The sequence below is a fragment of the Mesorhizobium sp. B3-1-9 genome (assembly GCF_006439595.1).
Lineage (GTDB): Bacteria > Pseudomonadota > Alphaproteobacteria > Rhizobiales > Rhizobiaceae > Mesorhizobium.
On the sequence record NZ_VFTJ01000025.1, the window covers coordinates 1 to 26,472 of the forward strand.

Annotated in this window: 21 protein-coding genes; 5 read left to right on the top strand and 16 right to left on the bottom strand. The window is 65.0% G+C overall.

What is annotated here, in order from left to right; translation table 11 throughout:
* Positions 1–72: 72 nt before the first annotated feature.
* Entirely contained in the window at positions 73–1,119 is a 1,047-nt protein-coding gene (gene deoC, locus FJW07_RS28335; protein WP_140785201.1) for a deoxyribose-phosphate aldolase, read from the bottom strand.
* A gap of 400 nt (positions 1,120–1,519) precedes the next feature.
* Positions 1,520–2,347 (bottom strand): ferredoxin--NADP reductase, encoded by an 828-nt coding sequence (locus FJW07_RS28340; RefSeq protein WP_140859534.1) that lies wholly within the window; start codon positions 2,345–2,347, stop codon positions 1,520–1,522.
* A gap of 222 nt (positions 2,348–2,569) precedes the next feature.
* Between FJW07_RS28340 and FJW07_RS28345 the strand changes: the two genes are divergently transcribed.
* From FJW07_RS28345 to FJW07_RS28355, 3 genes are all read left to right on the top strand, one after another.
* Positions 2,570–4,642 (top strand): hydantoinase/oxoprolinase family protein, encoded by a 2,073-nt coding sequence (locus FJW07_RS28345; RefSeq protein ID WP_140859535.1) that lies wholly within the window; start codon positions 2,570–2,572, stop codon positions 4,640–4,642.
* A gap of 2 nt (positions 4,643–4,644) precedes the next feature.
* On the top strand, positions 4,645–6,372 hold the full coding sequence (locus FJW07_RS28350; protein ID WP_140859536.1) for a hydantoinase B/oxoprolinase family protein: 1,728 nt from the start codon (positions 4,645–4,647) through the stop codon (positions 6,370–6,372).
* A gap of 159 nt (positions 6,373–6,531) precedes the next feature.
* Entirely contained in the window at positions 6,532–7,569 is a 1,038-nt protein-coding gene (locus FJW07_RS28355) for a phosphatase PAP2 family protein (protein WP_181182742.1), read from the top strand.
* Here FJW07_RS28355 and FJW07_RS28360 read toward each other — a convergent pair.
* The 6 genes from FJW07_RS28360 to FJW07_RS28385 are packed head-to-tail and all read right to left on the bottom strand — an operon-like array spanning position 7,566 to position 14,660.
* A complete protein-coding gene (locus tag FJW07_RS28360; protein ID WP_140646841.1) occupies positions 7,566–8,027 on the bottom strand; it encodes a MarR family transcriptional regulator in 462 nt (153 codons plus the stop codon). The two genes, FJW07_RS28355 and FJW07_RS28360, sit on opposite strands and share 4 nt — an antisense overlap.
* Positions 8,024–8,608 carry an amino acid synthesis family protein gene (locus FJW07_RS28365; RefSeq protein ID WP_140785197.1) on the bottom strand — a complete coding sequence of 195 codons (585 nt, stop codon included), beginning with the start codon at positions 8,606–8,608 and terminating at the stop codon, positions 8,024–8,026. Before FJW07_RS28365 ends, FJW07_RS28360 begins: the two co-directional genes overlap by 4 nt.
* Complete coding sequence (locus tag FJW07_RS28370) at positions 8,601–9,485, bottom strand: UPF0280 family protein (RefSeq protein ID WP_140859538.1); 885 nt, start codon at positions 9,483–9,485, stop codon at positions 8,601–8,603. The genes FJW07_RS28365 and FJW07_RS28370 overlap by 8 nt, the downstream gene beginning before the upstream one ends.
* Positions 9,485–11,026 (bottom strand): 6-hydroxynicotinate reductase, encoded by a 1,542-nt coding sequence (locus tag FJW07_RS28375; protein WP_140859539.1) that lies wholly within the window; start codon positions 11,024–11,026, stop codon positions 9,485–9,487. The genes FJW07_RS28370 and FJW07_RS28375 overlap by 1 nt, the downstream gene beginning before the upstream one ends.
* Complete coding sequence (locus FJW07_RS28380; RefSeq protein WP_140859540.1) at positions 11,023–13,806, bottom strand: molybdopterin-dependent oxidoreductase; 2,784 nt, start codon at positions 13,804–13,806, stop codon at positions 11,023–11,025. Before FJW07_RS28380 ends, FJW07_RS28375 begins: the two co-directional genes overlap by 4 nt.
* Entirely contained in the window at positions 13,803–14,660 is an 858-nt protein-coding gene (locus tag FJW07_RS28385) for a xanthine dehydrogenase family protein subunit M (protein WP_140859541.1), read from the bottom strand. Before FJW07_RS28385 ends, FJW07_RS28380 begins: the two co-directional genes overlap by 4 nt.
* Positions 14,661–14,951: 291 nt before the next feature.
* Here FJW07_RS28385 and pncA point away from each other — a divergent pair, with 291 nt between their 5' ends.
* Positions 14,952–15,566 (top strand): bifunctional nicotinamidase/pyrazinamidase, encoded by a 615-nt coding sequence (pncA, locus tag FJW07_RS28390; RefSeq protein ID WP_140859542.1) that lies wholly within the window; start codon positions 14,952–14,954, stop codon positions 15,564–15,566.
* Positions 15,567–15,735: 169 nt separating this feature from the next.
* Positions 15,736–17,160 (top strand): sodium:proton antiporter, encoded by a 1,425-nt coding sequence (locus FJW07_RS28395; protein ID WP_140859543.1) that lies wholly within the window; start codon positions 15,736–15,738, stop codon positions 17,158–17,160.
* A gap of 129 nt (positions 17,161–17,289) precedes the next feature.
* Here FJW07_RS28395 and FJW07_RS28400 read toward each other — a convergent pair whose 3' ends face one another.
* The 8 genes from FJW07_RS28400 to gcvA all read right to left on the bottom strand — a co-directional run bounded on the left by FJW07_RS28400 (position 17,290) and on the right by gcvA (position 26,434).
* Positions 17,290–18,003, bottom strand: a complete 714-nt coding sequence (locus FJW07_RS28400; protein WP_181182743.1) for an ABC transporter ATP-binding protein — start codon at positions 18,001–18,003, stop codon at positions 17,290–17,292.
* Positions 17,996–18,724 (bottom strand): ABC transporter ATP-binding protein, encoded by a 729-nt coding sequence (locus FJW07_RS28405; protein WP_140859545.1) that lies wholly within the window; start codon positions 18,722–18,724, stop codon positions 17,996–17,998. The genes FJW07_RS28400 and FJW07_RS28405 overlap by 8 nt, the downstream gene beginning before the upstream one ends.
* Positions 18,721–19,683 carry a branched-chain amino acid ABC transporter permease gene (locus FJW07_RS28410; RefSeq protein WP_140859546.1) on the bottom strand — a complete coding sequence of 321 codons (963 nt, stop codon included), beginning with the start codon at positions 19,681–19,683 and terminating at the stop codon, positions 18,721–18,723. The genes FJW07_RS28405 and FJW07_RS28410 overlap by 4 nt, the downstream gene beginning before the upstream one ends.
* Positions 19,680–20,561 carry a branched-chain amino acid ABC transporter permease gene (locus tag FJW07_RS28415; protein ID WP_140646780.1) on the bottom strand — a complete coding sequence of 294 codons (882 nt, stop codon included), beginning with the start codon at positions 20,559–20,561 and terminating at the stop codon, positions 19,680–19,682. Before FJW07_RS28415 ends, FJW07_RS28410 begins: the two co-directional genes overlap by 4 nt.
* Before the next feature lie 218 nt (positions 20,562–20,779).
* Positions 20,780–22,084, bottom strand: a complete 1,305-nt coding sequence (locus FJW07_RS28425) for an ABC transporter substrate-binding protein (RefSeq protein ID WP_140859547.1) — start codon at positions 22,082–22,084, stop codon at positions 20,780–20,782.
* Positions 22,085–22,238: 154 nt separating this feature from the next.
* The gene (locus FJW07_RS28430) at positions 22,239–23,678 is read right to left on the bottom strand and encodes a hypothetical protein (RefSeq protein WP_140859548.1); all 1,440 of its coding nucleotides are present in this window, start codon (positions 23,676–23,678) and stop codon (positions 22,239–22,241) included.
* A 184-nt stretch (positions 23,679–23,862) separates the two neighbouring features.
* On the bottom strand, positions 23,863–25,167 hold the full coding sequence (gene pncB, locus FJW07_RS28440; protein WP_140859549.1) for a nicotinate phosphoribosyltransferase: 1,305 nt from the start codon (positions 25,165–25,167) through the stop codon (positions 23,863–23,865).
* A gap of 283 nt (positions 25,168–25,450) precedes the next feature.
* Positions 25,451–26,434 carry a transcriptional regulator GcvA gene (gcvA, locus tag FJW07_RS28445; protein WP_140646783.1) on the bottom strand — a complete coding sequence of 328 codons (984 nt, stop codon included), beginning with the start codon at positions 26,432–26,434 and terminating at the stop codon, positions 25,451–25,453.
* Positions 26,435–26,472: the final 38 nt, after the last annotated feature.

Genomic DNA, 26,472 nt, shown 5'->3' on the forward strand with positions numbered 1-26,472 from the left:
CCCCCCTTGTGGGGGAGATGTCCGGCAGGACAGAGGGGGGCGCGAAGGAACTCGGCGCTCAAGGCCTTCGCCCTACGCCATCGCGTGGCGATGGTTGGCCGAGTAATGCCCGGTCAAATGATGCTCGAGCTGGCGTTCGATGTCGGTGAGCAGGCTGGACGCGCCGAAGCGGAACAGGTCCGGCTCGAGCCACGGCCGGCCGAGCTCTTCCTTCATCAGCACCAGCCAGTCCAGCGAGACCTTGGCGGTGGAGATGCCTCCGGCCGGCTTGAAGCCGATCAGGTAGCCGGTCTCCTCGAAATAGGCGCGGATGGCGCGCACCATGGCAAGGCCGACGGGGAGCGTGGCGTTGACGCTTTCCTTGCCGGTCGACGTCTTGATGAAGTCCGCCCCCGCCATCATCGCCACCATGGAGGCCAGCATGACGTTGCGCAGCGTGGCGAGATCGCCGGTGCCGAGGATGACCTTGAGATGCGCATCGCCGCAGGCGGCGCGCATGGCGACGATCTCGTTGAACAGCTCGCGCCATTTGGCGCCGTAGACCAGGCCGCGCGGGATGACGACGTCGATCTCGTCGGCGCCGTCCTTCACCGAGGCCTCGATCTCCTGCAGGCGGGTCGAGAGCGGCGCAAGGCCGTGCGGGAAGGCGGTCGAGACGGCGGCGACATGGACGCCGGTGCCGCGCACGGCGTCGACCGCGGTGGCGACGAAGGGATGGTAGACGCAGACCGCCGCCGGGCGGATGGTTTCGCCTGATATGCCCAGACCCTCGACGATATCCTTGCGTAGCGGATTGATCGCTTTGGCGCAGAGCCGGCGCACGCGCTCGTCGGTGTCGTTGGAGTTCAGCGTTGTCAGATCCATGCAGGCGATGGCCCGCAGCAGCCAGGCCGCCTGGTTGTCGGCTTTGATCGAGCGCCGCTTGGTCAGCGTGGCGACGCGGCGCTCCAGCGCCGAGCGGTTGACGCTGCGCACCGATTCCAGGAAGCCGAGATCGAGCTTCATGCCGGGGTTGCGGGCAATGCCGTGCTCCAGCGGCACGGGCGTGTTGGCGGCAGCGCGCGCCGGCAGCGGCATCACCTTGGAAGCGCCAGCGCCTGCTTCGCGGATCGTGCTCATCTCCTGCCCTTTCACTCAGCGACCTCAGCCGAAGATAACCCGCGAAGCGATGCTTCACGAGTCCTTCAGTGGGTCATAGCGGAAAAAGGCGGCAAGAGCAGCTGATTTTTGACCGTATGGTCAAAACATCATGCTGGGTAGGCGCTCCCGGCGTTGGAGATTGGCCGCAACGCCCATCCCTTCGTCATACTCGGGCTTGACCCGAGTATCCGTGCCGTGACCTCTGCCGCAGAGTGTAACGGTGCAGAATTCTGTAACCGCCGCAACGCCTTGGCGTAACGGCATGGATTCTAGGGTCTGCGCGCGTCGCTCCGCTCCTTGCTCCGCCCTAGAATGACGAGCGCGAATGTCGTCGCTAATCTCAGACGCCTCCAACAGAGCTGGCGGACCGCGATATGTCTCAGCCGACGAAGGCACGCTCGACGACGAAGCTTGCCGGGTGGCTGAGCGAGCCTTCCTGGAAACCGAGGCTCTCGGCGAGTTCCTTGACGTCCTTCAGCATATGCATCGAGCCGCAGATCATGATGCGGTCGGTCTCGGGATTGAGCTTGTCGATGCCGAGGTCGGAATAGAACTTGCCCGAGCCGATCAGCGCGGTGATGCGGCCCATGCGCGCCGACTCTTCCCGCGTCGTCGAATTGTAGAGCGTGACGCGGCCGCCGGTCAGCTCGCCGATCAGCGGGTCGCTTTCGAGCGCCGCGACCAGTTCCTGGCCGTAGATGAGCTCGGCATTGTCGCGGCAGGTGTGGGTGAGGATGACGTCGTCGAACTTCTCATAGGTATCGGGGTCGCGCAGCAGGCTGGCAAAGGGCGCGATGCCGGTGCCGGTCGAGATCATGACGACGCGCTTGGCGGGCGTCAGCGCGTCGAGCACCAGCGTGCCGGTCGACTTCTGGCGCATGATGACCGTGTCGCCGACCTGGATCTTCTGCAACTCGGAGGTCAGCGGACCGTCCGGCACCTTGATCGAGAAGAATTCGAGCTCGTCGTCCCAGGCGGGGCTGGCGACCGAATAGGCGCGGAAGATCGGCTTTTCGGCATTGGGCAGGCCGATCATGACAAATTCGCCGGAGCGGAAACGCAGCGACTGCGGGCGGGTGATGCGGAAGGAGAACAGCCGGTCGGTGTAATGCTTCACCGACACCACGGTCTCGGCGTAGACATTGGCCGGGATCGGGAACTGCAGCGGCTTCGAGCCTGCGACGTTCAACGCGGATGTCGTGTTCATTCCAACCCAACTTTCCGGCCCAGATGAAACGCACTGGGCGCCAAACTTTTTCCTGCGCGCCCGAACGGTCAGGTTCCGGCGTGCTTCTCACACACTGCCAAGCGGTAAGCTCTTGTGTCGAGAATTTATTAGTATACAAATGATCTTCAGGTCAAGATGGCAGCGTAAAACGCCTTTCCAAACCAAGGCATATCCGTAGTTCTGGCATTTCGGGTTTCGGCAATGAGTGAGAAATTTTCGGCGCCGGCTGGAAGCGTCGTTGCCGGCATCGATGTCGGCGGGACCTTCACCGATCTGCTCTTGATCGACGGCAAGGCTGGCGGCAAGGTCCATATCGCCAAGACGCCGACCACGGTGGAGAACCAGGCCTTCGGCGTGGTCGCAGCGCTTGGCGCCACCGGTTTTCCGATCGACGGCATCGACCTCATCGTGCATGGCACGACGACCACCACCAACGCCGTGCTGGAGCGCCGGCTGGCGCGGACCGGCATGATCACCACGCGCGGCTTTCGCGACGTGATCGAACTTGGCCGCCGAACAAGGCCGCAGGCTTATGGCATGACGGGAACTTTCGTGCCGGTCATTCCCCGCGACCTTCGGCTCGAAGTGTCGGAGCGGGTCGAGGCCTCGGGCGCCGTGCGCATTCAACTCGACGAAGCCGAGATGCGCGACGCAGTGAAAAAGCTGCTCGACGCCGGCTGCGAGTCGCTCGTCATCCATTTCCTGCACTCCTACGCCAACCCATCGCATGAGCGGCGGGCCGCCGAGATCGCGGCGGAGGCCTGGCCGAACGGCCACATCACCACCGGACATGCGCTGCTCTCGGAAGCGCGCGAGTTCGAGCGCGGCGTGACGGCGGCCGTCAACGCCTCGGTGCAGCCGATCCTGGAGCGCTATGTCGAGCGGCTGCGCAAGGAACTTGGCGCGAAGGGCTACGCCCGCGACTTCCTGATCATGAACGGCAATGGCGGCATGATCTCGGCCCGCTTCGTCACGCTGGAATCGGCCAAGACCGTGATGTCCGGCCCGGCCTCCGGGGTGATCGCCGCCGCCTATACGGGAAAACGCGCCGGCTTCGGCAACCTCGTCACCTACGACATGGGCGGCACCTCGACCGACGTGGCGCTGATCCGCAACGCGGAACCCGCCGTGTCGAACGAGATCGAGATCGAATATGCGATGCCGATCCATGTGCCGATGGTGGCGGTGCACACGGTCGGCGCCGGCGGCGGCTCAATCGCGCGCGTCGACGCGGCCGGGCTGATCCAGATCGGCCCGGAAAGCGCCGGCGCCAATCCAGGCCCGATCTGCTACGGGCGCGGCGGCATGGAGCCGACCATCACCGACGCCAATCTGGTGCTCGGCCGCCTGGCGCCGAAGAAGCTGCTGGCCGTCGACAATCCGGTCACCGTCGAGCGCGTGACCTCGATCTTCGAGGACAAGATTGGCAAGCGAACGGGCCTTTCCGGCGTCGAAGCCGCCGGCGCGGTGCTGCGGCTCGGCAACATGAAGATGGCGGGCGCCATCCGCATGGTCTCGGTCTCGCGCGGCCACGATCCGCGCGATTTCGCGCTGTTCGCCTTCGGCGGCGCCGGGCCGCTGCACGCGACGGCGCTCGCACGCGAGCTCGGCCTGCCGAGAGTGCTCGTGCCGGCGCGCCCGGGCATCACCAATGCGCTCGGCTGCGTCGTCGCGGATTTGCGGCACGACTTTGTCAACACAATCAATCAGCCCGTCGGCGGCCTCGACGAAACCGCGCTTCGCGAGGTGTTGGAACGGCACCGTAACGAGGGCGAAGCGCTGATCGCCAAGGAAGCTGTGAAGCCGGACGAAATCCGTGTCGCGCATTCGGCCGACATGCAGTTCGTCGGCCAGACACACATCATCAACGTGCCGCTGCCTTCCTCGTCGGTTTCACGAGAAACACTGCAGCTTCTGTTCGAAAAAGCCTATTTCGCCCGCTTCAAGGTCGAGCTGCCGGAAATCCGCGCCAACCTCGTCAACCTCAACACCTCGGTCACCGGCGTGCGGCCGCAGATCGACCTGTCGCGGCTGATCGACCCGGCAGGCCGCGGGGCAACGCTTGAGGAGGCGCGGCGCGAGATCCGGCCGGTCTGGTACGACGGGCGCTGGTACGACACGCCGGTCTATGCGCGCGAAAAGCTGCCGCTCGACGCCGTGATCGAGGGGCCGGCGATTCTCGAACAGATGGACGCCACGACTGTGCTCGAACCCGGCGACCGGGCGTGCTCGGACGCGGACGGCAACATCATCATCGACATCGGCGAGGCCTGACAATGCCAGAGTTTGGGGCAAAACTCGACACGATCACGCTTTCGGTGCTGCAGGCTGCCCTGCAGCAGGTCTGCGACGAGATGGACCTGACTTTCTCCCGCGCGGCCTTCTCGCCGGTCATCGCCGAAGCCAATGACCGCTCGGACGGCATTTATTCGGCGGTCGACGGCTCGCTGATCGCGCAAGGCAGCCAGGGCCTGCCGGTATTCGTCGGCGTGATGCAGTATTCCACCAAGACGGTGATCGAGATGATCGCCGACGGGCGGTGCCTGGCGCCGGATCCGGGCGACATCTACATCGTCAACGATCCCTATCTCGGCGGCACGCATCTGATGGACGTGCGCTTCGTCATGCCGGTCTATCGGGGTGGCAAGATCTTCTGCTGGCTTTCCAACACCGGTCATTGGCCGGATATCGGCGGCTCGGTGCCGGGCGGCTTCTCGGCCTCGGCCACTGCGGTCGAGCAGGAAGGCCTGCGGCTGCCGCCGGTCAAACTGTTCAAGAAGGGCGCGCTCGATCCCGAGATCTACGCCATCATCTGCTCCAACATCCGGGTCGCCGACCAGCGCATCGGCGACATCCGCGCGCAGGCCGCCGCATTGCTGATCGGCCAGGACAGGCTCAATGAAATCCTGGATCGTTACGGTGACGAAACCGTCGTCGAGGCGATCGCGGAACTGCGCCGCCGCGCCGCCGAGCAGATGCGCGCCTCGATCGCCGTCATACCGGACGGCGTTTATCGCTCGCAGGCCTTCGTCGATTCCGACGGGGTGGTGAACGAGCCGCTGACCATCGATCTCGCCGTCGAGAAGAAGGGCGACACGCTGACCTTCGACTTTGCCGGCTCATCGAAACCTTGCGCCGGCCCGATGAACAGCGTGCTGGCGACGACCTTGTCGTCCGTCTACCTCGCCATGCGCCATATCTTCCCGGAAGTGCCGATCAGCGCCGGCGCCTTCGAGCCGCTCATCGTCAAGCGGCCGGAAGGCACATTCCTCGACGCAGAATATCCGCGGCCCGTATCAGGCTGCGCGGCGGAAGTGTCGCAACGCATCGCCGAAGCGGTGTTCGCGGCCATGGTACAGGCGCTGCCGGAAAAGGTGACGGCGGCGCCCGCCGGCTCCAGCGGCAATTTCGCGCTCGGCGGCAATGATCCGGCGCGCGGCCGCGACTATGTCATGTACCAGATCTCCGGCGGCGGCTATGGCGGCAATGCCGGCCATGACGGACTGAGCAATGGCTGCTCGACCATCGGCATCTCGAAGTCGCCGCCGGTCGAGATCATGGAGCAGGCTTTTCCGGTGCTCTACCGCCACTACGCGCTGCGTGAAGGCTCCGGCGGCGCGGGCAAGCATCGCGGCGGCTTCGGGCTCGCTTATGAAGTCGAGATCCTACGCGGTGAAGCCCGCGCGTCCTTCGTCATGGACCATGGCCGCTTCGGGCCGCAGGGCGCTCTCGGCGGCAAGGATGGCGCGCCAAACAGCGTGACTGTGTTCCGGAACGGCGAAGCGCATGTGCCACCGCATCTTTCCAAGGAGCAGGACATCGCGCTCAAGGCCGGCGACCGCGTGCGTGTGGGCACGCCGGGCGGCGGCGGCTATGGCGATCCGCGCGAGCGCGACCCGAAGCAGGTCGCCGAGGATGTCAGGCTTGGTTACTATACGGCCGAGCAGGCTAGGGAGATGTTCGACGCCCTTACTCTCTCCTCGCCAGCTGCCTTTCAAGTATAGTGTACGCATATTACATATTGCTAATGTTATTTAGCTTTGACATTTCAAACACCAAGCAAACGGATAAGGATATATTAATCAGACAACTATAGATAGAACTCTGATAGAGTTTCGGGGGCGCATATGGGGCTATCCAGTGATTTACTTGCGGACGGACATTTGCGCGACCACGCCAGATTGCGGCATGGTCGGCTCGCGCGTTACCCTGAATTAGGCAATGTTCCGCAAAAGCTGTTTGGGCTCTGCCTGGTCTATGTTACGGTGGCGGCGCTGATCTGGCCGTCGGCATATTACACGATGGCACAGATGTATTTGCCGCGGCTTTTCGTTCTTGGACCGCTCGGCTTTCTGGCCGTGGCAATCCCGGTGGCGATGGCCTTATCGCCGAAGGCTCCGCTCACATTCATCGCAATGTCGATCCGTGCCAATGGGTTGCGGGCGGCGATTATCGTGATCATGTTCATCCTGACGCTCTCCGCGTTCACGACCTACAAGGTGAACATACCCGACATAGTCCCCTTCTACTGTGACGAAGCCCTGGCCGATTTCGGCGAGCTGCTGCACGGCCAGGCGCCATGGCGCATCGTTCACGCATTCGATTCCGACCTTCTGGCGATGGTCGTGTCGGTGACCTATGCCAAGCTCTGGTTTCTCGAATGGTTCGGGTTGGTGTTTTTTGCAGCGCTGCTCGCCAACCAGCCGGTGCATCTGCGATATCTCACCGCGATGGCCCTTGTGCTTGTAGTGGTCGGAACGCTCATGGCGACGCTGTTTTCCTCCGTCGGCCCGGTCTTTTACGATGAGTTGGTGGGTGGCGATCGCTATGCGGAGCTTCTGGAAGTGCTGAAGCAGCGGCCCGGCAACGAGCACGTGCTGTCTTATTCCAGCTACCTTCTTGCCACGTACAGGACCGACATGCTGGCGCTTGGTTCCGGGATTTCCGCCATGCCCAGCATGCATGTGGCGATCGCCACGCTGAACGCGTTCTACCTTGGGCGGCTCAATCGCTGGCTCGGCATTGTGGGCTGGGCATTCGCGATCGTCATCCTGTTCGGTTCGGTGTATTCGGGCTGGCACTATGCTGTCGACGGCTACGTCTCGATGCTGGTCGTGGCCTTGATCTGGCGGCGCACCGCAAGCATCAGCGACGGCAAGCCGGATCCTTCCCGCCTGATGCAGGTCGCGCAAACGCTTTAAGCCAGCTTCGCCAGCAGCCGCAAAAAGGTTGCGGTCTCCTTGGCCGTCAGCGGCGCCAGCGTTTCCTCTGTAATCGTGCGGGCAAGCGGGATCAGACGCTCGATCGCCTCGCGGCCTTGCGGCGTCAGATTGACCAGCAGCCGCCTTTTGTCGACCTCGTGCTTGGAAACCTCGACCAGTCCCCGTGCCTTCAGCCGGTCGATGACGCCTTTCACGGTGGCGGCATCCATGGCGATCAGCGTTCCCAACTGGTTCTGCGAGGTTTCGCCGATATCGTAGAGCTTGGCGAGCGCCGCGAACTGCGGCGGCGTCAGGTCGCCGATATGCGAGGCGAAGAGCGCGACGTGGCGCTGATGCGCCTTGCGCAGGATAAAGCCGACCTGATCCTGCAGATGGTAGTTGTTCTCGTCGCCGTCTTCGGCCTCGACCAGCCGCAGCAGATTGTCCTCGCCGCTCATCTCAAACCGTCCCATGCCTTGATGTCCTGCGCCGCCAGGCCACCCATGCGGTTGTGGACGCGCGGGCCGCAGGTCATGGCGAGGCAAAACAGGATCTCGTCGGGGCGCGGGCCGTCGCTGATGCCGACTTCCATCGCATCGAAATGGCTGCGCACATAGGCGGCGTTGATGTGGCCGAGCGGCACGTCGAGCCGCGAGCCGAAGGCGCCGACCTTCTTGGCCGACGGCACGATGGCCTTGGCGTCGCCGAGCCGCTCGCGCATGGCGTAGCCGCCCGGAACGTGCCACAGCGCGCCGTGCTCCAATTCGCCGGCGGCGCCGACGATGGCGCCCTTGCCGTAGCCGTCGATCTTCTTCACGTCGCCGCCGAGCGCCGCGATCAGCCTGTCGGAGAGCAGCAGCCCGAGCGGCTTCAGGTCTTCCATCGCGCCTTGCAGGTCCTCGACATAGCGGCCGGCGAAGGGGTTCTTGACCACGGCGAGAGCCGCCGCGCGAAGGCGGGGCTCTTTCGCCACCGGGCCGCCATCGTGAAAAATCTCCTCAGTCAGAACCGCGACCTTGCGGATCGGAAAGTCAGGCATGGGCAGTTTCCTTCGCTTTATGTTTGTTGGGCGCGGCGAGCGCCGCCGAACCACTGATGCGGGCCTCGCCCGCCAGAAACAGCGCCGATGCGGCGATCAGGCCGCGCCGGCGAAAATCTTCGGCGACGGCAAGGCCGTTGTCCAGCGCGCGCGCAACCTCGGCGGGCGCGAGCGCGCCGACGCTTTGTGTCACCAGCATCTCACCGAGATCGCTGTCCGGCGCCAGGTCGCGCGCCGCGACGCGGGCGATGGCAGGATGACCGGGAAGATCGACGGCGTTGGCAATCAACGTCGCCGCCGCGTCGGCCTCGGCGCCGGTCGGGGCGAGGACGGTAACGGCGTCGGCGATCCCGAATGAAAACGACCGGCCGCGCCAGCCGCTGGTGGCAACGCCGCGCACGCCGTCCTCGGTGCGAATAGTGACGCGATCGGCCATGCCACTCCCGGTGCCGGCGATGGCCACCGTCATCGACTGGCTTCTGCCGAGATGGAGGGCGCAATCGCCGCCATTGTTGACGTAAGCGCGGTCGAGCCGGCGGCCGGCGAGCATTGAGCCAAGAATTTCGTCGGCTACCGAACCGGCAACGGCGGCCATCGGGGTGATGAAGCATTCCGCCAATGACGTGACGGCTGCTTCCATGCGGCGCGCCGTAGGGCCGGCAAAACTGCGCGGCGCCAGGAAGAATGCAGGAAGCCGCAATTCGGGCAGCTCTTCGACCACCTCGATCAGGATCGTCTGAAAGCGGGCGACTGCCTGTTCGTAAGCGGCGCGGCGTTCATCCGCTTCGCCAAAGGCCTCGACGACCAGGTCGATCGGCCCATGGTTGAGATGGAGCCGCCTGCCGTCGGCAAGCCAATGCGCCTGCGGGCCGTTCATCAGCCGGCACCATTCGCCGCTGAACGCCGCAGCTGCGCCAGCGGCGGCCAGGGATTGCCGGCCGGCGCGCCGGTGTTGTTGCGCGGGTTGAGGTATTCGCCGCCCTTGGCGAGGATGTCCTCGACGCTGCGGATCTCGTTTTCGTAGCCGCCGAGCCTGACATAGTCGTCGCGGCGCATGGTGAACTCGATCGGCGCCACCAGCGCCGGCGTCGGCACATAGCCGAAGGCGCCTTCCGGCACGCGGGTGACGTCGACCATCAGCGTGATGCCGCCGCCCGGCCAGACATAGACGGGCGCGCCCCCGACGGTCACATAGGTCTTCAGGCCCTGCACCGAGCGGGTCAGGTTGACCGGGTTCTCGGTGACGCCGGCGCGTAGCGAGCCGCCGGCGCCGCCGATGAAGAGAACCGTGCACAAAGCCGGTTCGCAATTGTCCTCGATCAGGCCGACCGATTTCTGAAGCCGGTCCGGGAACGGCTTTTCGACCGGCTTCAGTTCGTCGTCGAGCTCGTAATAGGCGAATTGCTCGCCGGTGGTCGACACCATCAGCAGCGACAGGCCCGGACGCGCGCCTTTCTTGGCATTCCAGTCGCCAAGGATCGACAGCGGGTCTGAAATCGTGGTGCCGCCCCAGCCGAGCCCGGGCTCGGACACCTTGAAGTAGCGGCCGGGCGTCGAGCGGCGGCCGATGATCTTGATGCCGGTGTCCTCCCAGCCCAGCACCTTGCCGGCCTGATGCTCGGAGACGACGCCGGTGATGTGGTCGTCGACCACCACCACCTCGTCGACCAGCCCGCGCCATTGCGTGGCGAACATGCCGATGGTGGCCGAGCCGCAGCCGACGCGCATGCGATGCTCGACCTTGCCGTCGATGACCGGCGGTTTGCCGGCTTCGACGATCACGGTCGCGCCGCCGTCAATGCTGAGCTCGACCGGTTTCCTGTTGCAGAGGTTGAGCAGCGCATCGCAAGTGGCGCGGCCTTCGGCCTTGGAGCCGCCGGTAAGGTGATGGACGCCGCCAAGCGACAGCATCTGCGAGCCGTATTCGCCGGTCGTGACATGGCCTATCGCCTCGCCTTCCGAGCGCACGATCGCCGTCTCGTCGCCGATGTGGCGGTCGGTGTCGATCTTCACCTTGACGCCGCAATAGGAGAAGATGCCCTCGGTGACGACGGTGACGAGATCGACGCCCTCGACCTCCTGGCTGACGATGAAGGGGGCCGGCTTGTAATCGGGATAGGTGGTGCCGGCGCCGATGGCAGTCACGAAGCGACGGCCGGTGTTGACCAGCTCGCCGTTCCAGGCCTCGCCCTCGGCGACGAACGGCACGACCGCCCCGCCGGTTTCGGCCGCGTGGTCGAGAATGGTCAGCGGGTCCATGCGCACGATGCGGCCGCCGACATTGCCGTAGCGGTCGCAGGCGCCGGTGCGGCCGTCGGCGATGTAGCACATGACCGGACAGGCATCGCAGCGGATTTTCTCCGCGACCTGCTTCTCGCCGGGATCGTGGGTTTCGAAACGTTCGGCAAGCTCGCTCATCGGCGCGCCTCCTTCTCGCGGATCGCCGCAAGGATGCGGCTCGGCGTCGCCGGCACCTTGGTGACCAGGACGCCGGTGGCATGGCGGATGGCGTTGAGGATCGCCGGCGCGGTCGGGATCAGCACATGCTCGCCAAGGCCCTTGGCGCCGAAGGGTCCCTCCGGATCCGGAACTTCGACCAATATGTGCTCCACGGGCGGCACGTCACCGATGGTGGGAATCAGATAGTCGTGCAAATTCTCGGTGCGTCCGGGGATGTATTCCTCCATCAGCGCCATGCCGATGCCCTGCGCGATGCCGCCTTCGATCTGGCCCTCGACCAGCACCGGGTTGATCGCCTTGCCGACGTCATGCGCGGCGGTGATCCTGATCAGCTTCACCGTGCCCAGCTTGAGATCGACCTCGAGTTCGGCGATTTGCGCGCCATAGCCATAGACGGCGTAGGGCTTGCCCTGGCCCTTGGCGTCGAGCGGCAGCGTCGGCGGGTCGTAGGTTTCCTCGGCGACGAACACCAGGCCGTCGGCATCGGCTTTCAGCGCCGCGAGATCGATGCGCCGCGCGGCATCGCCTTCGCGAATTGAGATGCTGGCATCGTCGAGCGCGATCGTCGCCCGGCCGGAGACATTGGCGAAGCGCAGGATTTTCTCGCGCAATGCGCGGCCTGCCTTCTCCGCCGCCTTGCCGGTCACGAAAGTCTGGCGCGAGGCAGATGTCTTGCCGGCGTCGGGCGTGATAGCGGTGTCGGCGCTCTTCAGCTTGAACTTGCCCAGCGGCAGGCCGAGCGCGTCGGCGCAGATCTGCGTGATGACCGTGTTGGAACCCTGGCCGATATCGACCGCGCCCTGGTGCAGGACGACGTCGCCGGAGGCCGTGATGCCGACCTTGATGGTCGAAGGATTGGGCAGCGAGGTGTTGCCGCAGCCATACCAGCAGGAGGCGACGCCGACGCCGCGCTTGCTTGCGGCATGGATCGTATTGAACGCCTCCGCGTCCGCCAGCGCGCGAGACCAATGCGGCTGAAGCTGCTCCAGGCATTCGCCGATGCCGACGCCCGACTCGAGGCGCTGGCCGGTGACCGTCTCGCAGCCGTCACGCAGGCAATTCCTTAGCCGGAAGTCCAGCCGATCGATGCCCAGCTTGCCGGCAAGCTCGTCATAGAGCGTCTCCTGCATGATCGTCGACTGGGGAACGCCAAAGCCGCGGAAGGCTCCCGCGATCGGGCCGTTGGTGTGGATGGCATAGCCGGTCGCCCGGTAGTTCGGCGTGAGATAGGGGCCGGAGGCATGCACCGGCACGCGGTTGGCGACCGTCGGCCCCCAGCTGGCATAGGCGCCGGTGTTGAAATCGCCCTCGAAGACCATGCCGGTGACGCTGCCTTCGGCATCGGCGCCGATCGTCGCCTTCATCTCGGCCGGATGACGCTTGGTGGTCGACATCATCGATTCGTTGCGCGTGTAGGCAAGTGCGGCCGGCCGTCCCGTCTTCATCGCCACAAGGCCGATGAGAGGCTGCAGCGAGACATCGAGTTTCGAGCCGAAGCCGCCGCCTGTAGCGGTCGGCACGATGCGCACCTTGTCGACGGCTAGGCCCAGCACCTTGGCCGTCTCGTCGCGGTCCATATAGGGCGCCTGGGTACAAGCAACGACGACCAGCGTGTCGCCGTCCACATAAGCATAGCCGGCTTCCGGCTCGATATAGGCGTGCTCGACAAAAGAGGTCTCGATGGCGCCCGACACGGTGGCAGCGGAAGCTGCCAGCGCTCCCTCAGGATCGCCGCGTTCGACCAGGCCGGAGGTGAGCAGGTTCGCCGGCCGGTGGCCGTGGATCAGCGCGGCACCCTCGGCCTTCGCCTCGGCGGGCTGCAGCATATGCGGCAGTTCCGTCCATCCGATCGGAAAATCCGTCAGGTCGAGATCGAGGATCGCCTCGCGCTCGCCCGCCACCAGCGCCACCGCCTCGCCGCGCAGACGGACAAAACCCTCGGCCAACGCGGGCTGGTCGGCGAAGGGACCGATGGCGCCGAAGCAGTTGTGGCCCGGGATGTCGGCCGCCGTGAAGACGCCGGCAATGCCGGGATGCGCTTTCGTCCAGGCATCGAGATCGCCGAAGCTGAAGCGGGCATGATAGTGCGGCGAGCGCACCACAAGCACCGACAATGCGTCGGCCGGAAAGGAGTCTCCACCGAACATCTCGTCGCCCGTGACTTTCGGCACGCCGTCGAGGCGGATGGGAGAGGCGCCGACGGCGTGGCCCACTTCCGGGAGGCGAAGATCGATGCCGTTCATATGCCGCGAGGCGCCCATCACCGCCGCGACGATCTTCCTGTAGCCGGTGCAGCGGCAGAGCACGCCGCCCAGCGCATCCTGCGTCTCGGTCTCGCTTGGCGTGGGGTTGCGTTCCAAAAGCGCGGTGGCCGCGACCATCAGGCCGGGCGTGCAAATGCCGCATTGCGCGGCGCCGTGTTCGAGGAACGAGGCCTGCAAGGCGGACAGCCGGCCATTGGCGAGGCCTTCGACGGTGGTGACGGAAGCGCCGACCACGGAGGCCGCCGGCATCAGGCAGGCGCAAACCGGATTGCCGTCGACCAGCACGGTGCAGGCGCCGCAATCGCCGGCATCGCAGCCGACCTTGGTGCCGGTCAGCCGCAACTCGTCGCGCAAGACCTGCGACAGCCGCCTGACCGGCGGCACGGATACGCTGACAGCCGCGCCGTTGACCTCGAAGGCAATCTCGGCGCGTTCCATGCCGGACTGGGCCATGCCGGACTGGGTCATGCTCATGCGGCCACCTTGCCTTCACCGGAACCGATCGCGGCACGCACCGCGCGGACGACGAGCTCGCGCGCCGCGTCCTGCCGATACTCGGCGCTGCCGCGCACATCGGCGATCGGCGACAGTTCATCGATCGGCGCGGACAGCACCGTGTCCGCAAGGGCAGAAGTGACAGGCTGCCCGCGCAACGCCGCCTCGACGCCGGCGAGACGACGGGCAACGGCCGAGCAGGCGCCGACGGCGATCGCCGCATCGGCGACGACGCCATTCTCGACCACGAGCCGGGCTGCCGCCATGGCGATCGAGATGACGAGGTAGCGCCGGGCGCCGAGCTTGACGAAAGCCGAGGCGCCGACGGCGGAGCGCTTCGGCACGCGAATGGCGGTGACCATCTCGCCCGGCTGCAGGGCGGTGCGGCGATTGCCGAGGATGAATTCACCGAGCGGAAGATGGCGGACGGCTGTGGCCGAGCGCAGTTCGACGTCGGCTTCGAGCGCCAGCAATGCCGGCACGCCGTCGGCCGCAGGCGAGGCATTGCAGAGATTGCCGGCTACCGAGGCAACATTCTGGATCTGGACGGAACCGACTTCGCGCGCGGCGGCCTTCAGCGCGTCGAACGCCGTCGGCAGCGGATGGCGCACGATGTCGGTCCAGGTGGTGCGGGCGCCGATCCGCCAATGATCGTCGGCCTCGGCGATGCCGCGCAGTTGGGCGAGACCATTGATGTCGAGGATGTTGTCGCGGAAGGGTTTGGCGCCCTGCGTCGGATAAAAATCGGTGCCGCCGGCCAGAATGCGCCAGCGGTCCTCGCCAAGCAAAGCGAGCGCCTCGTCGACCGTGGTGGGTTTCGCGTAACGGATCACGCTCTGCCTTCCAGACAATTGGGCCTTCCCGAAACGGGGCCTTCCCCTGGCCCTCCGAAGTGCCTGCTTCGGGTCTTCCCGCCGGCACGCGCACCGGTCAAATTTCATTCGTATGCAAATGATATCAGGCCGGCGGCAATTGTCAAAGCCAGAGTTGGCGCCGCGAACACCTGAACGCGATTGTTATGGCGCCGGAGGTTGACGCCGCCGGCCATCTGGTCAAGGTTCCGTGTCCGGTCGCGTCAGCGGCTTTTGGACTGGAGCCCCCAAGCTGAAACGAGAGGGAACCGCATGGCCGAAGAAGCGCTCATCGTCATCGACCTGCAGAACGATTTTTGCCCCGGCGGCGCGCTGGCGGTTGCCGGTGGCGACGAGATCGTGCCTTTGGTCAACGACCTGATCCGGCGCAGCGAACATGTAATCCTGACGCAGGACTGGCACCCCGCCGGCCATTCGAGCTTCGCCTCCAGCCATCCCGGCAAGCAGGCTTTCGAAACCATGGAGATGCCCTATGGGCCGCAGACGCTGTGGCCGGACCATTGCATCCAGGGCAGTCTCGGTTCCGATTTCCATTCCGGGCTCGCCTGGACCAAGGCCGAGCTGGTGATCCGTAAGGGGTTCCGCACCGCGATCGACTCCTACTCGGCCTTCTTCGAGAACGACCATAAGACGCCAACCGGCCTCGGAGGCTATCTCAAGGAACGCGGCATCGACACGATCACCCTGGTCGGCCTTGCCACCGACTTCTGCGTCGCCTTCTCCGCCCTCGACGCGGTGAAGCAAGGATTCAAGACGACGGTGCGGCTCGACGCCTGCCGCGGCATCGATCTCAACGGCTCCGTCGAGGCGATGCTGGGGCGGATGCGCGAGGCCGGCGTGACGCTCGACGATCATCTGTCGGACTGACCGGACTGTGGGGAAGGCCCCCCTCACCCGGATTGCCCGCCGAATTGCGAAGGGCAATTCGGTGCAATCCGACCTCTCCCCGAGGGGAGAGGAGGTCGCCGGTATGCGCCGCCGGATTGCGGGTTCCCCCTTCTCCCCTTGTGGGAGAGGGTGTCGCCGAAGGCGACGGATGAGGGAGCTTTTTCCATATTTCACCGCGCTCGCCATCGCGATGCTGTTTCCAGCACAGGCGCTGGCCGCCGAAATCCACGAACTGCCCGGCGCCGCGATGTCGCTGTGGTGGGGCCTGCCCTTTGCCGGCCTGCTCTTGTCGATCGCGACCGGGCCGCTGCTCTTCCCGCATGTGTGGGAACATCACTACGGCAAGATCGCCGCTGCCTGGGCCGTGCTGGCGGTCGTGCCGCTGGCGGTGGCCTTCGGCCTTGCTTCGGCAGGCGACGCGGTGCTGCACACGCTGCTTACCGAATATCTGTCCTTCATCATCCTGTTGTTCGCTCTCTACACGATTTCGGGCGGCATCCTGCTTGCCGGCAACATCCACGGCACCCCGCTGGTCAACGCCGGGCTGCTGCTGATCGGCGCGATGCTCGCCTCGGTCATCGGCACGACCGGCGCTTCGATGATCCTGATCCGGCCGATGCTGCGCGCCAATGACAACCGGCCGTTCAACGCTCATGTGGTGATCTTCTTCATCTTCCTGGTTTCCAACATCGGCGGCTCGCTGACGCCGCTCGGCGATCCGCCTTTGTTCGTCGGCTTCCTGCGCGGCGTCGACTTCTTCTGGACGACCGCAAATCTGTGGCGGGAGACGTTGTTCGTCGGCGGTGTCGTGCTCGCCGTGTTCCTGGCGATCGACATCATCCTGCATCGCCGCGAGGGCGGCATGCCGAAGATCAAGGATCCCACTCCGGACACGAAGGTGCGTCTGCGCGGCCTGGCCAACCTGCCGCTGCTGGCCGGGGTTATCGGCGCCATCCTGCTTTCGGCCGCGTGGAGGCCCGGCGTCAGCTTTACCGTCCTGGGCATTAGCCTCGAACTGCAGAACCTCGCGCGCGACGCCATCATCCTAGCGCTGGCGTGGTTGTCACTTCGCGTCTCGTACAAGAGCCACAGGGAAGCCAACGGCTTCACCTGGGGGCCGATTGCCGAAGTGGCGAAATTGTTTGCCGGCATTTTCATCTGCATCGTGCCGGTCATCGCGATCCTGAGAGCCGGCCATGACGGTGCCCTGGCGCCGCTGGTCGCGCTGGTCACGTCGGCGGATGGCCAGCCTAACAACCTTGCCTATTTCTGGCTGACCGGGGGGCTGTCGTCCTTCCTCGACAACGCGCCGACCTATCTGGTGTTCTTCGAGCTCGCCGGCGGCGACGCCCGGCATCTGATGACGGAGGCTGCCTCGACGCTTGCGGCGATCTCGGCCGGCGCGGTGTTCATGGGCGCCAACACTTATATCGGCAACGCGCCGAACTTCATGGTCTATGCCATCGCCCGGCATCGCGGCGTGAAGATGCCCGGCTTCTTCGGCTATATGGCGTGGTCGGGTGCGGTGCTGATCCCGACGTTCTTGATCGCCGGGTTTTTGTTTTTTCGATGAGCTGAGCTACTCAATTTCCACCGCCGGCGCTGCCCTCATCTGGCTGCCGCCATCTTCTCCCCGTGAGCGGCAGGGCTATGAGGGGCAGCGCAGCGGCCGATGGTCTTGGTACGAACGCGCATTCAGCGCTTATCCCACGCCGACATAGCGCCGCACCGCCGACGGGTCGTCACGCAACGTCTCAACATCGACCGTCTCGCGGTTGCGGCCGTTCTCGATGAATGCAACACGATCCGCCACCGAAAGCACGGCGTCGACGCGCTGCTCGACCAGGATGGTGGAGACGCCGAGCTCGCGCAGCTTCGCCACCGTCTCGCGGATTTTGGCGATCATCGACGGCATCAGCCCTTCGGTCGGTTCGTCGAGCAACAGCACCTGCGGCTCGAGGCAGAGCGCGCGCGCCATGGCCAGCATCTGCTGCTCGCCGCCGGAGAGCGTGCCGGAGCGTTGCCTCAGCCGCTCCCTGAGCAACGGGAAGAGATCGAGCACGCTCTCGCGGGTTTGCTTGTCCTTGCCGCGCGCCATCAGGCCGATCTCGATGTTTTCCGCCACCGTCATCTCGGCGAACAATCGCCTGCCCTGCGGCACATAGGCGACGCCGGCCTTCGGCACGTCATGCGCGGCGAGCCCGGTCAATTCCTTGCCGTCCAGTTTGATCGAGCCGCCAGCCGCCGGGGCCAGGCCCATGATCGCCTTCAGCGTCGTCGTCTTGCCGGCGCCGTTGCGGCCGAACAGGCACAGCACCTCGCCCTTGTTGAGCACGAGGTCGAGGCCGTAGAGCACCTGCACCTCGCCATAGAAGCAGTCGAGACCGGAAATGGTGAGCAATCCCGTGTCAGCCATGGGTCGCTCCGAGATAGGCATCCTGCACCTCGGCGTTGGCGCGGATCTGCTCCGGCGTGCCTTCGGCGAGGATCTTTCCCGAATTGAAGACGGTGATGCGGTCGGCAAGCTGCATGACCACCGGCATGTTGTGCTCGATCAGAAGCACGGTGGCGTCCTTGGCGATCTCGCGCACCAGCGTGATGAAATTGTCGATCTCGGCGTCGGCCAGGCCTTGCGTCGGCTCGTCGAGGATCAGCAGGCGCGGTTTCAGCGACAGTCCCATCGCCACTTCGAGCAGGCGCTGGTGGCCGTAGGAGAGCTGTCCCGCCAGCGTGCCGGCGCGGTTGGCCAGGCCGGTGCGCTCCAGCGCCGACATCACGCCGGCCCTGACCGCGCCCCTGGAGCGGCCATCCGTCAGCGTGCGCTGCACCGGCAACGCGACATTGTCGAAGGCGGTGAGGTTGGCAAAGACGCTGGTGATCTGAAAGGTGTAGGCGACGCCGAGGCGGACCCTGGCATAGGCCGGCAGGCTGGTGATGTCGCTACCGTCGAAGACGATCATGCCCGACGACGGCTGGATGCGGCCCGAGAGCAGGCTGACGAAGGTGGTCTTGCCGGCGCCGTTGGGTCCGATGATGGCGCGGATCTCGCCCGGCATCAGCGCGAAGTCGACGCCGTCGACGGCGCGAAGACCGCCGAAGTTGCGCGACAGGCCCTTGGTGGTGAGCAGCGGCATCATGGCAGCCACCCCAGCAAGCGCTGGCGGATGCTGCCCATAATGCCCTTCGGAGCAAACAGGACGAGGAGGATGAGCGCCACGCCGACGATCAGGAGATAGGCGGAGGTGAAGCCGCTGGTGATGTCGGTGACGTAATACATGAACAGCGTGCCGATGAGCGGCCCGAGCGTGGTCGCGGCACCCCCCAGCAGCACCCAGAGCAGCGGCAGGATCGAATATTGGACGCCGGCGAAGCTCGATCCGACATAACCGAACAGCAGCGCATAGGCGGCGCCCGACGCCGCGCAGATGGCGCCTGAGGCCACGACGGCCGCGAGCTTGTTGGCGACCGTGTCGTAGCCAAGCATCTTTGTCCGCTCCTCGTTCTCGCGGATGGCGACCAGCACGCGGCCGAAGCGGGAGCGGACGACGGCAAGGGTGATGAGCAGCACGACCGCGAACAGCGCCAGCGCGCTCATATAACGAACGGTCGGATCGGTCAGGTCGAGGGAGGTGCCGCCGATCGAAAACACCCGCGATGCCTGCTGGATGACCAGGCCCTGGTCGCCGCCGGTCCAGGCGGCGAAATAGAGGATGAGCAGGTAGAAAACCTGGGCGAACATCATGGTGACGATCATGAACGCCACACCCGAGGTGCGCAGCGCCAGCAGGCCGATGACCAGAGCGAGCAGCGCGCCGCAGGCGACCCCGGCAACGAAGGCCTCGGGCACACCCCAGCCGAGATGATAGACAGTCAAGCCCGCGCCGTAGAGGCCGGCCGAGAAGAACATGGCGTGACCGAGGCTGAGCAGGCCGACATAGCCGAAGAGCAGATTGTAGCCCATGGCGAAGACGGCCAGCGCCATGATGCGGGCGAACAGGCCCTGGTGATAGTCCGGCAGGACGAAGTTCAGCGCGAAGAGAAGCGCGATGACGCCGATATGCAGGGCGTAGGCCTTTGCCGGCGAAGCATCCCTCATCGCGGCGTGGTCCCGAACAGGCCCTGCGGCCGGAACACCAGCACCATGGCGACCACCAGCGTGGCGATGATCTTGGCGAGCGTCGGCGAGAAGAACATCGAGATGATGCCGTCGGAGAGGCCGATCAGGACGGCGGCGACCACGGTGCCGCGCAGCGAGCCGAGCCCGCCGATGATGACGACGATGAAGGAAAGCAGCAGCGGGTCCTGCCCCATCAGGTAATGCGCCTGGCTGATCGGCACGATCAGTACCGCGGCGATCGCCGCCAGCATGGCGCCGACGGCGAAGACGCCGGCATAGACGCGCTCGACCGGGATGCCGAAGGCCTGCGCCGTCTCGCGGTCATATTGGGTGGCGCGCATGATCAGGCCGATCTTCGTTCGCGTCAGCACCAGCCAGGTGATCACCAGCAGGATGGCGGAAGCGGCAACCACGGACAGCTTGTAGCCGGAATAGCCGAACCACGGCAAAAGGATGCGGTAGCTGAAGGGCGGCTCGACCGGTCGCGCCTCGGGGCCATAGAAGGTCAACGCCAGCTGCTGGATGATGTAGAGCATGCCGATGGTGGCGACGATGGTGCCTTCGGGATTGTAGTTGAGCCGGCGCAGCACCAGGCGTTCGGCGACGAGCGCAACCAGCCCGACCAGCACGGGCGCGATCACCAGCGCGGCCACGAAACCGATCGCCGGGTGGCCCGAGATCGCCGTCGAGACCGCCCACGCCAGCACCGCGCCCAGCATGAAGAACTCGCCATGGGCGACGTTGACGACGCGCATGACGCCGAACACCAGCGAAAGGCCGAGCGCCGTCAGCGCCAATACGGCGGAGGTGACGAGGCCTTCGAGGGCGGCGAGGAGGAGATGGGGTCCGAAGTGCATATGCTAAGCACCAACGGATGCGTGAGGCACCCCCCTCTGCCCTGCCGGGCATCTCCCCCTCAAGGGGGGAGATTGGCCTTCACCTAAGGCTTCGCCAATCGCCAAAGGAAGAAAATAGGCGCTGCCGCACGAACTGCTGATCTCCCCCCTTGCGGGGGAGATGGCCGGCAGGCCAGAGGGGGGTGCCTTGGCGCTCACGTGTGCAGGAGCAGCTAAGCTCACAGCGCCTGCGTCGTGTAATCCCCTTCCGGCTCGTAGAGGCCCTCCTCGATCTTGGTCTTGTGCACGACCTTGAGCTTGCCGCCTTCGACCTTGGAGATGTTCTGGATGCCGAAGCACTGGTGGATCTTGCCGTTGAAGGTCTTTGGACCCTGGGGATGCTCCGGCCCCTCGGCGAATTCCTTCAGCGCCTCGGTCGCCTCGACCAGCTTGGCGCGGTCCTCCGGTCCCTTGTAGCCGGCGTCTTCCATCGCCTTCTTGACGACATAGAGCGTTTCCCAGCAGCCGAACATGTGGGCGGCGGTGGAGACGTCCTTGGGGTCGCCGACGGCGGCGCCATTGTCGTCGATGCCGACGGCGGCGCGATAGGCCTTCTGCGCGGCCGAGTCATCGGCCTGCGCGTAACGCGGCGAGCCCTCCCAGAAATGGCTGCCGTCGAGGAATTCGAGGCCAGGGCTGTTGATGTCGACGGCCTCGAGCGAATCGATGAAGCCGAAGAGCTGCGGTCGCTGCGAACCGTAGAACTCGCCAAGCTCCTTGACGAAGGTGAGCACGGCCGGGCCGACCATGACATGATAGATCACCTCGGTCTCGGCCGGGATCTGCGGGAAGTATTTGGTGAAGGAGCTCTCCGTCGGCGGGATGGCGATCTGCGCGATCACGTCGGCGCCCTGCGCCTTCAGCGCCGGCGGCAGGTAGTCGCGATGGTCGTAGCCGAAGGCGAAGTCGGGGAAGATCTGCGTCACCTTCTTGCCGGCATTGGCGGCGATCCACGGCGCCATCGACTGGATTTGGCTTTTCACGTCGGTGATGCCGGGCTGGAAGACGTAGCGGTTAAGCTTGGTCGAGGCGACGTGATGACCTTCGCTGACCACGAAATAGGGGATCTTGTTTTCCCCGGCGGCGGGCGCCGAGCCGATCACGACATGCGAGAACAAAGTGCCGAAGACGATGTCGGTCTTGTGCTGCTTGGCGAACTTGGCCACCACTTCGGCGCCGCGCGCCGGGTCGGTGCCGTCATCCTCGATGACCAGCTCGACCTTGCGGCCGCCTATGCCGCCGGCATCGTTGATCGCCTTGACGGCGGCGGCGCTGGTCTTCTCGTACCAGCGGCCATAGGCGGCGCCGATACCGGTGCGGTGCGACTGGAAGCCTATTCTGATCGGCGCCGAGCTCTGCGCCTGGCTGTAGCGGACGACGCCTGGCGCCAGCGCCAGGCCGGCGCCGGCGGCGATGCCCTTCAGCGCGGTGCGGCGGGATAGTGTGGTTTTCGAGAGGTCGAAAAATCCGTTCTTGTCGGCCATGTCGGTTCCCCTGTTTTTTCAGTTTTGACCAGCGATAAGGCGGCTAGACCATCCTCTTGCGAAGGATGGGAAATTGCATGTGTACAAACTAAATCACCAAAGCCCTGACCTGGCAAGCGAGCTTTACCCAACGGCATTGGAGCGCGCCCTTGTGTCATCCGGCGGTCGGCGTGGCAAGCAACCACAGGCCGAAGATCGTGTAGGCGATCATCAACAGTGTGAGCGGGAGCTGGCTGAGCGCGGCTCGCGATGGCTGCGGGCGGAGACGCCAGGCAAGGCCATGCGCGACGAGCACGGCCAGCACATGGCCGGCGATGATGACGCCTGCCTGAAGATTCCACAGCCACCAGGCCGACTGAGCGCCGGCGACGACGCCTGCCTCGACCATCCTGTCGGCGGTGCCGAACAGGTTCCAGCCGAGCGCGAAGGGATCGGAGAGAGCGACCAGGGCGTACTGGCCGTCAACCAGCAGCACGGTGAGGTAATGCGCGATGTGGTAGGCAAGCGCGATCGGCACGATCGACCAGACCAGCAGGCCGGCGGCTTTTCCGAACGACTGCACATCGCCGGCGAGGCGTTGGCCGAGAAAGACGGCTAGCGCGAACGCCGCCGCAAGCAGGATGAAGGTCAGGACGAGGCCAAAGCTGCCGATGCTGATCAACGCGGTGCGGCCGGGAAATTCCAACGGGTTGATGCCGAACTGAGCGAGCCAGAAGAAGGTTTTCGACAGGCCGTCAAAGGATACCGAGGACAGGGCCAGGAGGAGAAAGGCGGTGCCGCTCAGTGGCAGCGGCTCAGCGGCGAGCAGCTTGGCGCCGGGCCAGCAGAGTCTCAGCCGGCATTCGTGATACTCGAAAGGTGCAAAGCGGGCGACCATGGAGAAGAAGACGGTCAGGAATTCGCCCCGTTTGCTCCAGCCGTCGTAGCCGACGATGAGCATGGCGACGAAGCTGACCAGCCAATAAATGCCGGCGGCGTATGCCAGCCGCGCGGGATCGTCGGGCGCGGGATCGATCAGCTCGAACCAAGCGAAGGCGAAGAACAGCACGAAGGCTGGCCAGTAGCCGAGCCATGACGGCAGGCGTGACCGCTTTGCATCGCCCGCATGAATGCCGAAGACACGAGAGGCGACGCGCCAAGGCCCGTACCACGGGTTGAGCCACGCCCAGAGATTGCCGAGCACGCCCTGCAGCAGCGTGAAACCGGCCCAAAGCAGCGTCCAGACCACCAGCGGCAGCGGGTTGGAAAGCGGGTCGCGGCTGCCGAAAAGGCCGGCGGCGATGAGAAGTGCGAAGCCGGCAAAGGAAATCAGGCTGACGATGGCGCGCGGGCGGTGGCTGAAGGTGAGGAGCGAGAGACGCTTGCGCCAGAAATTGTCGAGGGCGGCTGGCGGCAGCAGGGCCAGGACGAGGAAGCTGACGGCCACGGCAAGCGCTCCGCCGGCGAGGTAGTAGCCGGTGGGCAGCAGCAGGACATGGCCGCGGTCGGAGGCATGGGCGAAGGCTGGGGTGGGGAGGAGGGCAAGGGCGAGCGCCTTAATGGCCAGTCTGCAGCGATGGCGCTCTACGGCGCCCCCCTCTGTCCTGCCGGACATCTCCCCCACAAGGGGGGAGATCAGCAGCTCGGGCGCTCGGCGCTCTTCTTGCTTCGTCGGTGATTGGCGAAAGCGAAGGTGACGTCTAATCTCCCCACTTGTGGGGGAGATGTCCGGCAGGACAGAGGGGGGCGCGAAGGAACTCGGCTTATCCAGGAATTCCATTCGTCCGGGCCTTAAGCCTCTACACCTTCACCAACTGCTCCACCCGCCCCTTCTCGCCGAAAATCCTCAGATACCTTTTGATCTCCTTTTCATCCCCCGTCGCCTTGGCGGGGTTGTCCGAGAGCTTCACCGCCGGCCGGCCATTGGCTTCGGTGACCTTGCAGACCAGTGAGATGGCGTCGAGGCTGTCGGTTTCGGTCGGGGCGCAGCCTTCGAAATCATTGGTGAGGTTGGTGCCCCAGCCGAAGGACATGCGCACCTTGCCGCGGAAATGCCTGTAGGTCTCCTCGATGGTCTCGACCTCCAGACCGTCGGAGAAGATGAGCAGCTTCTGCTTGGGGTCCTTGCCCTTCTTGCGCCACCAGTCGATGATTTTTTCGCCGCCCTCGATCGGCGGGGCGCTGTCGGGGCGGAAGCCGGTCCAGTCGGCGACCCAGTCCGGCGCGTCGCGCAGGAAGGAATCCGTGCCGAAGGCGTCGGGCAGCACGATCAGGAGATTGCCGCCATAATAGCGCTGCCAGTCCTGCAGCACCTTGTAGGGCGCCTCGCGCAATTCCTCCTCGGAATTGGCCAGCGCGGCGAAGACCATCGGCAGCTCATGCGCGTTGGTGCCCAAAGCTTCGAGGTCGTTGTCCATGGCCAGAAGCACGTTGGAGGTACCGGTGAAGGCATCGCCGATGCCTTCCTTCAGCGCCTCGACACACCAGCGCTGCCACAGGAAGGAGTGGCGGCGTCTTGTGCCGAAGTCGGAAATGCGGATGCCGGGCAGCGCTTTCAGCCGCTCGGTCTTGGCCCACATCTTGGCCTTGGCGCGGGCGTAAAGCACATCGAGCGCGAACGGGCCGTAGGAGCGCATCGCCGCGCGGGAGCGCAGCTCGTTGATGATGGCCAAGGCCGGGATTTCCCAGAGCGTGGTGTACATCCAGGGACCGGGGAAGGAGAGCTCGTACTGACCGTCACGCCTGGAAAGCTCGTAGTCGGGCAGGCGGAAATTCTCCAGCCAAGCCAGGAATTCCGGCTCGAAGATCTGCTTGCGGCCATAGAAATTGTTGCCGCCCAGCCAGATCATCTCCTTCTTGGAAAAACGCAAGATGCGGGCATGGTCGAGCTGGTCACGCAATTCGCCTTCGTCGATCTCGTCGGCCAGGCGCACCGAGGTGGTGCGGTTGATCAGGGAGAAGGTGGCGTCGACCTTGGGATACATGCCCCAGATCATCTGCAGCATCAGGAGCTTGTAGAAGTCGGTGTCCAGCAGGCTGCGGACGATCGGGTCGAGCTTCCAGGTGTGGTTGTAGACGCGCCGCGCTATATCGGTCTTTGCCATGTCTCAATGCGCTTTCGTTGCTTGCTAGATCAGGATGACGTTTCGTTGAATCGCCATCCTGATCTAACTTTTTTGTTGAGCATGATCTTTTCCGAAAACCGGTTCCCACTTTTCGGGATCATGCTCTGGCCGCGGGAATGCCTCTTAGCACTGTATTTTCGAACGCGCTTGCTGCTTTGCAAGCTGGCCCGACAAAAAGCAGCTATGCAAGTCCAACCATCAAGACGCCGCGCCAGCGCATTTCCAGACGGAGGTTATGGCGAAGTCGCCGAGCCTAACCGCTTCACACTTTTCCTGGAATTGCTCTAGCCCCGATCACCTTCAGGGCGGGGCGTTTCCTGCGGCTGGGCACGCGGCCGGCCACCGGCGCGTCGGCCCGGCCCTCGTCCTGCTCCTTCTCGGCGAACAGCCAGTCGATGAAGAGCTGGACGATCGGCGCCGAGCGCATTTCGTTGCGGCAGACGACGTAGAAATCATCGACTGCCGGCACCGACAAGGTAAAAGGCGCGACGAGCATGCCCCTGGCCAGCAAGGCGCGCGCGGTGACGGAATCGCCGAGCGCCACGCCATGGCCGTGCACGGCGGCCTCCGTCGCCATGCGCGCATCGCCGAGATGATGGCGGCGGCCGCGCTCCAGATCGAGCGCATCGGCGGCGGCCAGCCAGGTGTGCCATTCGCGGCCGTCGTCGCCGTGCAGGAAGACGTGATCGGCAAGGTCGCGGACGCCGCGGATCGGCCGGTTGTTGATCAGCGTCGGGCTGACCACGGGAAAAAGTTCCAGCCCCGACCATTTGCGTATCCAGCAATCGCTCCAGCTGCCGTCGCCATAATGCACGCAGACGTCGATCTGCGGGGCGCGAATATCACGGGCGTCGTTGGATGGGATCAGCGTCAACTGGATGTCCGGATATTGCGCCGTGAAGGAACCGAGCCGCGGCGTCATCCAGAGCAAGAGCAGCGCCGGCACGCAGGATACCGACAGCGCGCCGGCGCTTGCCGGCCTGGTCATGCGCTGGGTGGCGGCGGCGATGCCGTCGAAGGCGGAGGAGACCGCCGGCAGGAATTCGGCGCCATGCGGCGTCAGCTTCACGCGCTGACCGGTGCGCTCGAAGAGTTTCACGCCAAGCGATTGCTCGAGCGCCTTGATCTGGTGGCTGACGGCGCCGTGCGTGACATTCAGCTCACCCGCGGCCTTGGTCAGCGAGGCGTGCCGCGCCGCGGCTTCGAAGGCGCGCAGCGGGTTCAGGGGCGGCAGGCGCTTGGCCATGGGTCGGCTCCTACTTCGTGAGATTTTCTCACAGCCAA